Source organism: Parasphingorhabdus sp. (genome assembly GCF_039982395.1).
In the GTDB taxonomy this organism is placed as follows: domain Bacteria; phylum Pseudomonadota; class Alphaproteobacteria; order Sphingomonadales; family Sphingomonadaceae; genus Parasphingorhabdus.
This window is the reverse complement of the sequence record NZ_JBDWYO010000001.1, coordinates 951,020-962,806: the sequence shown is the minus strand read 5'-3', so window position 1 is coordinate 962,806 and position 11,787 is coordinate 951,020. Positions and strand designations below refer to the sequence as shown.

General features: G+C 55.6%; 10 protein-coding genes. 5 read left to right on the top strand and 5 right to left on the bottom strand.

Going from position 1 to position 11,787, the window contains the following annotated elements:
- Window positions 1–68: 68 nt before the first annotated feature.
- Entirely contained in the window at window positions 69–1,139 is a 1,071-nt protein-coding gene (locus ABJV08_RS04840) for a DUF2855 family protein (RefSeq protein WP_348038475.1), read from the bottom strand.
- A 144-nt stretch (window positions 1,140–1,283) separates the two neighbouring features.
- On the opposite strand from ABJV08_RS04840, the gene ABJV08_RS04835 reads away from it, so the two are divergent.
- The 3 genes from ABJV08_RS04835 to ABJV08_RS04825 all read left to right on the top strand — a co-directional run bounded on the left by ABJV08_RS04835 (window position 1,284) and on the right by ABJV08_RS04825 (window position 4,873).
- Window positions 1,284–2,831: an alanine/glycine:cation symporter family protein gene (locus ABJV08_RS04835; RefSeq protein ID WP_348038477.1), complete on the top strand. Its 1,548-nt coding sequence runs from the start codon at window positions 1,284–1,286 to the stop codon at window positions 2,829–2,831.
- A 12-nt stretch (window positions 2,832–2,843) separates the two neighbouring features.
- Window positions 2,844–3,425: a YqaA family protein gene (locus ABJV08_RS04830; RefSeq protein ID WP_348038479.1), complete on the top strand. Its 582-nt coding sequence runs from the start codon at window positions 2,844–2,846 to the stop codon at window positions 3,423–3,425.
- Between the two features lie 74 nt (window positions 3,426–3,499).
- Entirely contained in the window at window positions 3,500–4,873 is a 1,374-nt protein-coding gene (locus ABJV08_RS04825; protein WP_348038480.1) for a glutamate--cysteine ligase, read from the top strand.
- A 22-nt stretch (window positions 4,874–4,895) separates the two neighbouring features.
- Here the strand turns inward: ABJV08_RS04825 and dinB are convergent, their stop codons facing one another.
- Window positions 4,896–6,011, bottom strand: a complete 1,116-nt coding sequence (dinB, locus tag ABJV08_RS04820; protein WP_348038482.1) for a DNA polymerase IV — start codon at window positions 6,009–6,011, stop codon at window positions 4,896–4,898.
- A 39-nt stretch (window positions 6,012–6,050) separates the two neighbouring features.
- Window positions 6,051–7,622, bottom strand: a complete 1,572-nt coding sequence (locus ABJV08_RS04815; RefSeq protein WP_348038484.1) for a pentapeptide repeat-containing protein — start codon at window positions 7,620–7,622, stop codon at window positions 6,051–6,053.
- 93 nt (window positions 7,623–7,715) lie between these two features.
- Here ABJV08_RS04815 and ABJV08_RS04810 point away from each other — a divergent pair, with 93 nt between their 5' ends.
- Together ABJV08_RS04810 and ABJV08_RS04805 are read left to right on the top strand one after the other, a co-directional pair.
- Entirely contained in the window at window positions 7,716–8,975 is a 1,260-nt protein-coding gene (locus ABJV08_RS04810; RefSeq protein WP_348038486.1) for a multidrug effflux MFS transporter, read from the top strand.
- 36 nt (window positions 8,976–9,011) lie between these two features.
- Window positions 9,012–9,452: a DUF2147 domain-containing protein gene (locus ABJV08_RS04805; RefSeq protein WP_348038488.1), complete on the top strand. Its 441-nt coding sequence runs from the start codon at window positions 9,012–9,014 to the stop codon at window positions 9,450–9,452.
- 13 nt (window positions 9,453–9,465) lie between these two features.
- Here the strand turns inward: ABJV08_RS04805 and ABJV08_RS04800 are convergent, their stop codons facing one another.
- Together ABJV08_RS04800 and ABJV08_RS04795 are read right to left on the bottom strand one after the other, a co-directional pair.
- On the bottom strand, window positions 9,466–10,485 hold the full coding sequence (locus ABJV08_RS04800; RefSeq protein WP_348038490.1) for an SO2930 family diheme c-type cytochrome: 1,020 nt from the start codon (window positions 10,483–10,485) through the stop codon (window positions 9,466–9,468).
- The gene (locus ABJV08_RS04795; RefSeq protein ID WP_348038492.1) at window positions 10,486–11,679 is read right to left on the bottom strand and encodes a parallel beta-helix domain-containing protein; all 1,194 of its coding nucleotides are present in this window, start codon (window positions 11,677–11,679) and stop codon (window positions 10,486–10,488) included.
- Window positions 11,680–11,787 lie beyond the last annotated feature (108 nt).

Genomic DNA, 11,787 nt, shown 5'->3' with positions numbered 1-11,787 from the left:
TTCCCCGTCGGTGCGACCCGCATTGCGCCGTTATCCGGTTAAATCGTCCTATAATCAAGTCTTTGGCATCAACCCAAATGGCACATCAGCCCGCGACTGGGCGCAACTTCATTCGCCAACATCGCGAGATATGCGGATTTCAGGGCTTCTAAGCCATCCAGTCTTTCGATCTGCAGATAAGCGGTGGCACCGGCCACGAAGGCAGAAAATTGGTCATCAACCTGGGCCCGAAACGCTGCCGGCCCAATTTCCTTCATCAGAGTTTCGGCTGCGGTCGGTGCAAAGAACATTTCCGGCTTCGGACCCGGTATATTATCCGCACCCCCGCGCTCGGAAATATGGGTCACGCCAACCAACGAGCTGAATTTGAGCGCAGCCCCATATTGCTTGTGAATAGAGTCCAGCAACTGACCATTGCCCGCAAAGTCGACAGAGACTGTGGGCTTAGCGGCATCAGCAGCCGAGAGCGCATCATAGGTCAGAACCTCGTCATAAAGCCCGGATTGCTCGACAAAACTCTTGTTGCCCGCTGACGTCAGACCAATGCGCTTGATTGTCGGGCTCAGGTTTTTCGTCACCATCGCCAGACCCAGCGCGGTTTTCGATGACGCGCTGGTCATCAGCAACGCTTCGGCACCGAACCAGTCATTCGACCGCATGAAATTTTCGATCAGGAAGCTGGTGGTGAACAAAGGCTGGAAAATGGCGCGCTCTGCTTCAAGCGGGCTCTCCTCTTGTCCCAACCGGTGATATTGATTGTAGATGATAGCCAGTCCCTGCCGGTGTGCAGCCCCGTCCACGAAGCCACCCTCTTGCACATTGGTTGGCGTGACGAGCAAATGGCTAGCCATCGGCAAATAGCCGTAAACCCGTTCGCCTACCGCAATATCCGCATTTTCAGACGCAACGACATTGGCGAAACCCCAGACCGGAACAATTCCCCATTCGTTATCGCCGGTTGGGAAAAAGTTCCAATAGCCGAAGCCATCACCGACCGCTGCATAGGTAATATTATTGGCCGTCAGCGCATATTTTTCGACCGCGAGTAGAATCTGCCCGTCAGCCAAAACCGGCACGTCACTGTCATGCCACTCTGATTGCACAAGATCGTCTTTTTTTACCCACAGGCTCTGCATCATTCTGACTCCATCCGATTTTCCGGTTCGCACCCAGCATAGGGGCTAGCTTCCAGATGGCAAAAGCATTTGCCAAAAACCGTCCGCCTGCTAATCCAGCCACACGGGAAAGAATATGCGCCCATGGCGCCATCGGGGAGAAGTTTTGTGAGTGCAGCACCTGTTTCAGGTCTCGAAGCGGCGATCCAGCCGATCACCAACGTGTCGGATTTTATCTGGGGCGGAAGCTGGGACGGAGTAGAAATACTCCCGATTCCACCGATGGTTGTCATCCTATTGGGTGCCGGTATCTATTTCATGATCGGCTTGCGCGGCTATCCATTGCGGCGCCTTTTCCCGGCACTGGCAGGGTTGTTCAAGAAATCTGATAAAAAAGGCGCGGGTGAGATATCTCCCTTCGCAGCGCTCTCCACTGCATTGTCTGGCCAAGTGGGCACCGGCAATCTTGCGGGGGTCGCCACGGCGATCACGCTGGGCGGACCCGGTGCGATTTTCTGGATGTGGGTAACGGCCCTGTTCGGCATGGCCCTTGCTTTTGCAGAAGGTTCACTGGCCGTGCGCTTTCGCTCTCAATCTGCCGACGGTACCTATCGTGGTGGCCCGATGACTTATATTGCCATCGGCCTTGGCCCCAAATGGACATGGCTTGCGATCCTATTCTGTCTCGGCACCCTGTTTTCAGCCCTGGTTACGGGCAATGGTATTCAGGCCAACAGCCTCGGCGACAGCGCCAGCGAGCTGTTCGGCGTGCCGGAATGGATTGGCGGAGCGGTTGCTGCAGTGGCTGTGTTTGCGGTTATTATCGGCGGCATTAAATCCATCGGCAAGGTTGCAGAAACCATCGTCCCTTGGATGGCAGGCGCCTATCTGTTGATGGCGATGATCGCTTTGTTGATCAACCTGCCTTATCTGCCTGAAACCTTCGGCCGTATTTTCGATGGAGCGTTTAACGTCCAATCGGCAAGCGGTGGCTTCCTCGGGGCCGCGATCATCATGGCCATCCGGGCGGGTGTTGCGCGCGGATTGTTCTCCAACGAAGCGGGACAGGGTTCGACGCCAATCGCTCATGCGGTCGCGCAAACCAATGATCCGGCGGCACAGGGCCGCTTTGCGATGATGGGCACCTTTATCGACACGGTGGTTATTTGTACGATGACCGCATTGGTCATGCTGACCGTCGCCGGCGATTTCACCTTCACCGATGCCAATGGCGTCAAACAGGTTGTTGAACATGCGTGGCAATCTGACTTGCAGGGTTTTGCCATGACATCCGGCGCCTATGCCGCAGCCTTTCCGTTTATGGTCTTTGGCGTTCCGATCGGTACTTTGATCGTATCGATCGCGCTGATCCTGTTCGTCTTCACCACTTTGCTCACCTGGAGCTATTATGGCGAACGGGCGATCACCTATCTGTACGACCGTCTGCCAGGGTCCAGTTTGAAGGGCGAGAAAACCCTGCACATGATCTGGCGGATCCTTTGGTGTGTGGTCATCTTCATCGGTTCCTTCGCGCCGTTGCAGCTGGTCTGGCGTCTCGGAGACATCTCCAATGCGGCGATGACCCTCCCAAACATCATTGCCTTGCTGGCGCTGTCCGGCGTGGTCTTCGCTCTCGCCAAGGGCAATCGATCCGCCGGCACCGACCATGGCCGGGAAACGCCTAAGGAATTGCTAGAAGACGACAGCAGCGCTTGAGGTACATCAGACATGCTTAAGCGACTCTACGAGTGGATGCTCGACAAGGCGGGCCATCCGCAAGCGACCAAATGGCTTGCGGGGATAAGCTTTGCTGAATCCAGCTTCTTCCCGATCCCGCCCGATGTCATGCTGGCCCCCATGTGTCTGGCAAAGCCAAAGCGCTCTTATTGGTATGCTCTAATCTGCACCATCGCATCGGTACTCGGGTCACTGCTCGGCTATGCCATTGGCTATTTTGTCTTTGAAACCGTCGGCATGCCGATCCTCGAATTTTACGGGGTCACCGATAAATTCGATGTTTTTGCACAGAATTTTAATGAACAGGGATGGATTGTCGTTCTGCTTGCCGGCTTCACGCCGCTGCCGTTCAAAGTGATCACCATCGCCGCAGGCAGCACTGCAATGCCTCTGTATATATTGATCGGTGCCGCAATTATCGCCCGGGCCGCGCGCTTTTTTCTGGTCGCCGTCCTGCTGCGCTATTTCGGACCACCGATGAAAGACTGGATCGACAAGAATTTTGCGCTGGCCACAACGGTTGGCGGCATCCTGTTCATCGGTGGTTTTGCAGCGGTCCGCTGGCTGTTATGACAAACAATAAAAGCTTTCAGCGGAACAGCATTTTTTCAGTGGCACCGCCGCTGATCTTTTCTTAAGGCCGGATCATGAGCACCAGACAGGTTTCCAGCACCGACGATCCCGTGATCGAGAATCTTAGCCAATTGGTCGAACCAATGGTCAAGGGCGAAAAGCCCAAGGATAGCTGGCGGATCGGTACCGAGCATGAGAAATTTGTCTATTGCACCACTGACCATCATGCCCCGAGCTATGACGAACCGGGTGGCATAAAAGATCTGCTGCTCGCCACCCAGGAGTTTGGCTGGGAACCCGTCCACGAAAATGGCAATGTCATTGCCATGACCGGTTCCGATGGCGCGATCAGTCTGGAACCCGCAGGCCAGCTGGAACTGTCCGGCGCGCCGCTCGAAAATCTGCACGAGACGTGCAACGAAACCGGACGCCATTTGCAGCAGGTGAAGGCAATTGGCGAAAAGACCGGCAAAGGGTTTCTTGGCATGGGCATGTGGCCCGACAAGACCCGCGCCGAATTGCCGACCATGCCCAAGGGCCGCTACAAGATCATGAAGAATCATATGCCGCGGGTTGGCACGCTCGGGCTCGACATGATGCTGCGGACCTGCACCATTCAAGTCAATCTCGACTATGCCAATGAAGCCGATATGGCGCAGAAATTCCGGGTCGGACTGGCGTTGCAACCGCTTGCCACCGCCTTATTCGCCAATTCGCCTTTCACCGAGAACAAGCCCAACGGCTATCAGAGCTTTCGCAGCCATATTTGGTCCGACACCGATCCGCATCGCACCGGTATGCTGCCCTTCGTGTTTGACGAGGATTTCGGATATCAGCGCTATGCCGAATATATGCTCGACGTGCCGATGTATTTTATATTCCGCGATGGCAAATATATCGACGCCGCAGGCCTAAGCTTCCGGGATTTTCTCGACGGCAATCTGTCGGTGCTGCCGGGCGAAAAGCCAACCCTTTCGGACTGGAACGACCATCTTTCCACCGCTTTCCCGGAAGTGCGCCTGAAAAGCTTCCTCGAAATGCGCGGTGCCGATGGCGGTCCGTGGAACCGCATTTGCGCGCTACCCGCTTTCTGGGTCGGCCTGCTCTATGATCAGACGGCGCTGGACGCTGCCTGGGATAGGGTGAAGGGCTGGAGCATGGAAGAGCGCGAAGAGTTGCGCAATGCCGTTCCTGCACTCGGGCTCGATACGCCCATTCCCAATGGCGAAAAATTAAACGATCTCGCTGCCGAAATTCTGGAGATATCCTCTGCCGGTCTGACGGCGCGCAACCGTCTGAACGTCAGCGGCGACAACGAAAGTGGTTTCCTCGATCCGCTGCGCGAGGTGGTTGCCAAAGGCAAATCGCCAGCAGCACAATTGCTTGACCGCTATCATGGCGAATGGAATGGCGATGTCAGCAAGATCTATGACGAAATGAGTTTCTGACCAGAACAAGCGTGACGAATCGTCAGAAATCAAAGGCTTCCTGATCAGGATCGTCACCTTCCGCGCTATTCGACTGCTTATTCTCCGCACCCTCCAGATTGGCGAGTGTAAGGCCCAATAGGCGGACACCATTTTCAACCGGCATGATGCTCGCCAGCAACTCGCGCCCGATTGCCGCAAATTCATTCTTGTCCGCGACATAATGATCCACCGATTGGGACCGCGTCACCTGCCGGAAATCGGCATATTTGGCCTTGAGCGTCACTGTCCGCCCGCGCGCCTCGCATTTGGCGATGCTGTTCCACACGATGTCGATAATATGTTCGAACGCGTCGTGCAGATCGCTGTCCGACACCAAGTCATCGCCATAGGTTCGTTCGCCGCCGACCGATTTGCGGATGCGGTTGGAGCGCACTTCGCGATGGTCCACACCGCGCGAAGCGCGAAACAAATAGCCCGCCGATTTGCCAAAATGCTGGCGCAGAAAATCTTGCGACTGCGCGCGAAGATCGGCGCCGGTGTGGATATCCAACTTGGCCATCCGCTCCGCCGTCTTGGGGCCGACACCAAAGAAACGGCGCACCGGAAGCTGCGCGACAAAATCCGCCCCTTGATGCGGCTTGATCACGCAAATCCCGTCGGGCTTGTTCTGGTCCGAAGCAATTTTGGCGATAAATTTATTATAGCTGACTCCGGCGCTGGCGGTCAGCTGGGTCTGCTGCTTGATCGCGGCGCGGATCATCTCGGCAATCCTTGTGGCATTGCCGATGCCCATCTTGTCCTGCGTCACGTCGATATAGGCTTCGTCGAGCGAAAGCGGTTCGACAAGATCGCTGTGGGTTCGAAAAATCGCGCGTATCTGCTGCGACACTTCGCGATACACCGCGAACCGGTGCTTCACGAAAATCAGGTCGGGGCAGCGACGCTTGGCAGTGATCGAGGGCATCGCCGAACGAACCCCGAATTCGCGCGCTTCATAAGAAGCCGCTGCCACAACACCACGCTTTGATGAACCGCCCACAGCCACCGGTTTGCCGCGCAATTCGGGAAAATCCCGCTGTTCTACGCTCGCAAAAAAGGCATCCATGTCAATATGGATGATCTTGCGCTGCAGCAGATCTGGCGTGGAATCGGACATTGCGTCAGTCTAGCGACTGTTGCTCCGCTTGGGGAGCGGCTACATTTCTTCGTTCAGTGATTTTCTATAGCGCTCAATTACAGCATCGTCGGCATCAACCCGGACCGTCTCCGAAAAACCGGCGCGCATGCCGCAGCTCATGAAATTGGATGCCTCGGGATATTCTTTATAATCCGGTCGACCATTGGCAAATATCTCTAGCCGATTGCCGATGATCCGGAAGATCGGGACCGCCGCCGTTTCCGATACCGGTATATACCAGCCGGATTTCCGGTCGAGATAGAGATGGGAGGCATAGAGGCTGCACAAATGGGCGTTGGCGCCCACGGCACTGCCCTTGATCTGGTAGAGTCCGTCTTTCCCCCGCTCGATCAGAATCTCGTTCATCGACGCACCGATCAAAGCAGGAGTGATTTTGGAATATAGATCAGAATCTGCAAAATCTTCGGAAACCGGCAAAATGTCGCCAATGAAAAGCGCTGCCTCCCCGCGGCCTAACCACTCCGATTGGCCCATCAAGCCCAACAACACGCCGATCCGTTTGCTATAGGTTTCCCGAAGGCAATCCATAGGATATTCCGATGCCCCGCAACGGTTACGCTGTTTTAGCCAAGCGCGCTGACTAGCACGGACGCCAGCATATCCGGCCCTTGCCTTTTTATACAGAGACGACAATTTCCGGTCCATCGCGCGCAGGTCCTGACTATATTCTCCGCAAATTTCCTTTTCGACCTTGCTGGCTGCTTTGCCGCAATCAAAGGCAGGCTGGGCCTCTTTCGCCTTTTGCTTGGAATTTTCAGACATTAGATTTTGCGCTTCTTCTGCGGTCAGCTGCACATCGCTATCGCCGCCGCGCAGCACGATGCCACCACGAAATTCTGCCGTCTTCAAATAAGGCAATTGGCGAGGCCCGATGATCGTTTGATCCAGCCGGGCATCGGTCATGTCGACATTGTAGAGACCAAAGCTGTGCAGCGTTGCGCGGTGCATGTCCGCGCCCTTTGCGCTCATCCCGGCCCCACCCTGATAGACCGGGCAACCATCGGTTAAAGTGATGCCGCAATCGAAGGTGAAGCCGGTCATATTTGCTCGGTCGAGATTCCAGCGCTCGATATTCCCTTCGAACCAGCCGCCATCAAACCTGCCGTTGGAAAAATCGGCGCCCGTTGCTGTCACATCAGTCAATCCGGCGTTGCGGAACATGATACCGGGCATGCGAGCACCCTTCATATTGGCGCCAGTCAAATCCGACTTGATAAAACCCACACCGCGCCCGATCGCATTGGCAAAGTTTGCGTCCCCCAATTTGCTCTGTTCAAAGCAAATGCCAGACAGGGGAATGGCGCTAAAGTCCCATCCGGAAAAATCGCCGCCTCTGACAATGGAAACTCCGGCGTTCCGCTTGACGATCATACGCTTAAAATCGGACATGGATTCAATCTGAGACCCGTCAACATCATGCCGGGTGACATCCGGCTTATCCTCTCCCCAGATGTCAGGCTGCACGGAAGCGCAACTGCCTTCTGTCGATATTGTTTCTGCGTGTGCCGCACTGGTTCCGGAGATCAGCATTGCGATCCATACGAGGTGCAAGAATACCGGCTTCATCATTGCGTTTTTCCTTCGGTACCGGCGATCGACGGGAGTATCAAACTTATCATTTCTGCTATAGCCACACTCATGTGATCTTGCCATAGCCCGTCGGTGGACAACAGAGCACATCCTTTTCCGATCGGTCGTATCGAGCTGATCATCATGGTTGCCGGCTTGATGTCTTTAAACGCGCTAGCCATTGATATGATGCTGCCAGCATTGGGGTTGATGTCGGATGACTTCGGCCTGCTAACGGTCAACGACCGGCAAGCGGTCATAACCTCTTATCTTTACGGCATGGCGATAGGCTCGATCATTTATGGATCGTTGGCGGATCGCTACGGACGCAAACCCATCGTGCTGATCACCACGGCCGTTTACGTCGTCTTTGGTATCCTATGTGCCTTTGCCTGGGATTATGACATGCTTCTGATCGCCCGGTTCATTCAGGGATTGGCGGCCTCTGCGCTGGGCGTGCTGGTGAACAGCATCATCCGGGATCGTTATGAGGGCGATGAAATGGCGCGGTCCATGTCGACCATCATGATGGTCTTCATGATCGTCCCGATCACCGCGCCCCTGCTTGGTCAAATGGTGCTGCTGGTGGCCCCTTGGAAGGTGATTTTTTTGATCCTGTCCGCGGCCGGAGTGTGCTTGTTCCTGTGGGTCTGGGCAAGACTGCCGGAAACCCTGCACCCGGACAATAAAACCCCGATAAGTCCCAAAGCCATCGTCTCGGCTTGGCGTCAGGTTCTCTTCAATCGCAACAGCTTTGGCCATGTCATGGCCAGCGGCCTGATGATGGCACCGTTATTCGCCTATATCGCATCAGCCCAGCAGATTTTTTTCGACCTGTTCGATGCCGCGGATCTTTTCGTCTATTTCTTCGCGCTGAATGCAGGTGCCATGTCACTCGGCAGCTTCGCCAATTCCCGCATCGTCATGCGCTTTGGCGCGCGCCGGGTGTCGCAGTCAGCCCTTATATTCTTCATTCTGATGTCAGCCATCCACTTTATCCTCGCCATGACAGACGGTATCAATATCTGGACTTTTACTGCGCTGGTTGCACCTTCCATGGCGATGGTCGGACTAACCGGTGCGAATTTCAGCTCCATCGCGATGCAGCCTTTCGGAAAAATCGCGGGCGTGGCCTCTTCCTTCCAGAACTTTTCCCGCACCTTGCTGTCAGCTTCGATTGGCGCGGCAATCGGTCTGCAATTTAACGGAACCATCATGCCGATTGCCGCCGGCTATCTGGTCTGCGGACTGGCATCTCTGACCTTCATATTCTGGGCCGAAGAGGGTCGCCTGTTCCGCCGCGTTCAGATTGGCGTAACCAGAGACAAGCTAGCGAAGATTGACACTTTATAGGCTTGGGGTAGAATGGCCCATCACAAGGACAAAAGCATGGCATTTTCACTCTCGACACCCGGCAAAATCGCAGCCGGCCTGATCCCCGCAGCGCTCGCCTTCGCGACCCCCGCACTGGCGGCGGACTCGATCCACGGCAATTGGATGACCCAGGAACGGGATGCCATCATCAAGATTTCCAAATGCGGCGCAACCGTCTGCGGACGCATCTATAAATATCTGGTCCCGCCACCCGATGGTACGGGCCAGAAAGACGTCAACAATCCTAACAAAAAACTGCGCAGTCGTACGCTTTTGGGCATGGCGATTTTGACCGGATTCAAGCCTGATGGCAAAATCTGGCGCGGCAAGATCTATGACCCGAAGAATGGCAAAACCTATCGCTCGGAAGTCCGCCTGAAATCCCAAAATCGACTCGAGATGAAGGGCTGCGTCGCATTTTTCTGTCAGGCGCAGAATTGGGCTCGGGCTAAGTAGAGGTTGTAGGACCTCAGTCCTTCTCGTCCATCTCCGCAATCCACTGGCTTAGCAAAGCCACGCCTTCGTCATGAACCATGGAACGACCCACTTCCGGCATGCTGATGCCCGGATCGAGGCTGTTGAGGCGATAGATCATGATGCTGCCGTTGGGATCACCCGGAGCGATATCAAAATCATGGGTGCCGCTGCCCCGCCCCGCCGCTACCGGGCGCTTGTAGACACCGAAGCGCACCGGCATTTTCTCTTCATAGGTCAGGAACAGGCCGGAGTTGCTGGCCGAGCCGTTGACGTTGTGACAATGGGCGCAATTGATGTCCAGATAGCCCCGCGCACGGTCGTTCAGCGGCGCATTGGCTTCCCCCCATGTCGGAATCCGATATTCGACTTTGGGGTTTTGATCGATCAGACCCAGTCGGACGAAATTCGCTAGCTGTCCGTCATGCGTCAGATTGCGGGCCTTGGGGCCAATCGGCATGACCGCGTCGGAAAGACCGTGGCATTCCTTGCATTGGTTCTTATTGGGCACGCCATAGCGGATCGAACGCTCTTCGCCGGAGGGATCGGTGAAGGTTACCGGAATCCGCGCCCCTGCCACCTTCAACCTGGCTTCGGTCTGCGCTTCGTTCCAGATATAAGGCAAGGCCAGCCAGCCATCAGCACGGTGCAGCAGCACCCGTGTTTCGAGCAAGCGCGGTTTGCCATCAATTTCATAACCAAAGCTCTTGATCAGCGCCGATCCCACCGGAAAGTCCAGCAATCCGTCGCCATTGGCCTTGGCCTGTTGCCCTTCCGGCACATAGACAAACCGGTATTTTTCCGCATAGTCCGTGAACAAAGGCATGTTTAGCGCATAGGGCTCGACCCGTTCATTCGGCTTCCAACCGGCACCATCTTTGAAAAACCGATAGTCCGAAAGGCTCCGTGGCAGACCATCGGACAGGATCACCGCATCCGCGACGCCCGCAGGTTCCCGCGCGCCGACCGAGACGGTCAGCGCGACAATCGCACAAGCGGAAACCAGCAATCGCATCTATTTGATTGCGTCTTCCATCGCCTGGGGCAAGGTGATCGGCTTCAGTTGCCGGCCGTCAAAGGGTTCGCTAGCCCCTTCCGCCAAAGAGGGTTTGGCTTCGGTCAAGGGCTGGCCCGGTTCGGTCAGACCCAAGGACAGGATCGCGACATCATCCCCGATCAGGATATTGTCACCCGTACCATCTTCGACAATCGGCGGAATGGCGCCTCCAAAGGCGGCCTTCAACATCTCACCACCAGCAAAGGCAGGCTTATAGCCTGCCCGGCCATGATCATTTTCAAACACCCGTACACCGATCGGCTTCGGGTTGTAATTGGGATCGTCCTGACCCTTGGTATAGGATACGATCAATATGTTGCCGGTGCCATTTTCTGCGAAGCGGTTTTCAAACACCTCGACCTCATAATGCGACATCACCATGACACCCATGCCAGCGGGAACATCCGCAACAATATTGCCTTCGGGGGCGAAATTCGGGGTGTTGTTATTGACCACGATATTGTCGAACACCCGGACATTGCGGCCACCCTGTTTCGGAATATTGGGCAGATCGAACACCAATATGCCGCCGGTATTGTTGACCGCGACATTGTTGTAAACGTCCGCGCCGACGCTGTTCTCAATCTCGATGCCGGCGACATTGAAGCTGGCGACCGAATTGCGAACGATGATATTTTCGGACTGACCGACATAAATACCCGCGTCAGATGAACCGATCGTGGTCACGCTGTCGACCAGCACATTGGTGCTTTCCACCGGATAGATCGCATATGCACCATTTTCCGAATGCGGCCCGCGGGTCCATTCCACCCGCAACCTATAATAGACGATATTGTCCGCGCCCTTCGATTTGATGCCGTCGCCTTTGCTGTCCTCGATCGCAAAATCGCGCAACACAACATTGTCCGAGGTCACCAGCAGGCCTTCTCCGGCGCCCAATTGTCCGGCGAAGTTGAGCACGGTCTGCGCCATGCCAGCGCCGCGAACGGTCACGCCATCTACATCCAGGGAGAGACCATCGACGAGATCAAAGCGACCCGCGCTCAGCTCCACAACATCTCCGGGCTCTGCAAGAATAAGAGCTTCCTGCAGCCGTTCCTGCGCATCGGCACCCGGCGCGACGGTAACGGTTTTTGCGAGTGTTGGAGCGCTCAGGCAAAGCGCGGTGGCGACCAATAAACTGCGGATCATATCTCTCTCCTCCAATTGTGCAGGATAGTGCCGCAAAATCCCGCCCATGCCAAGAGCATTGACACTCATGTCAGTAATTTGGACATGTCGGCCGTTTTGTCTTGTCCG

Bases quoted from the DNA above. Each gene is read 5' to 3' on its own strand.
- ABJV08_RS04840 (WP_348038475.1), bottom strand. From the start codon at position 1,139: ATGATGCAGAGCCTGTGGGTAAAAAAAGACGATCTTGTGCAATCAGAG.
- ABJV08_RS04830 (WP_348038479.1), top strand. From the start codon at position 2,844: ATGCTTAAGCGACTCTACGAGTGGATGCTCGACAAGGCGGGCCATCCG.
- ABJV08_RS04825 (WP_348038480.1), top strand. From the start codon at position 3,500: ATGAGCACCAGACAGGTTTCCAGCACCGACGATCCCGTGATCGAGAAT.
- dinB (WP_348038482.1), bottom strand. From the start codon at position 6,011: ATGTCCGATTCCACGCCAGATCTGCTGCAGCGCAAGATCATCCATATT.
- ABJV08_RS04815 (WP_348038484.1), bottom strand. From the start codon at position 7,622: ATGATGAAGCCGGTATTCTTGCACCTCGTATGGATCGCAATGCTGATC.
- ABJV08_RS04805 (WP_348038488.1), top strand. From the start codon at position 9,012: ATGGCATTTTCACTCTCGACACCCGGCAAAATCGCAGCCGGCCTGATC.
- ABJV08_RS04800 (WP_348038490.1), bottom strand. From the start codon at position 10,485: ATGCGATTGCTGGTTTCCGCTTGTGCGATTGTCGCGCTGACCGTCTCG.
- ABJV08_RS04795 (WP_348038492.1), bottom strand. From the start codon at position 11,679: ATGATCCGCAGTTTATTGGTCGCCACCGCGCTTTGCCTGAGCGCTCCA.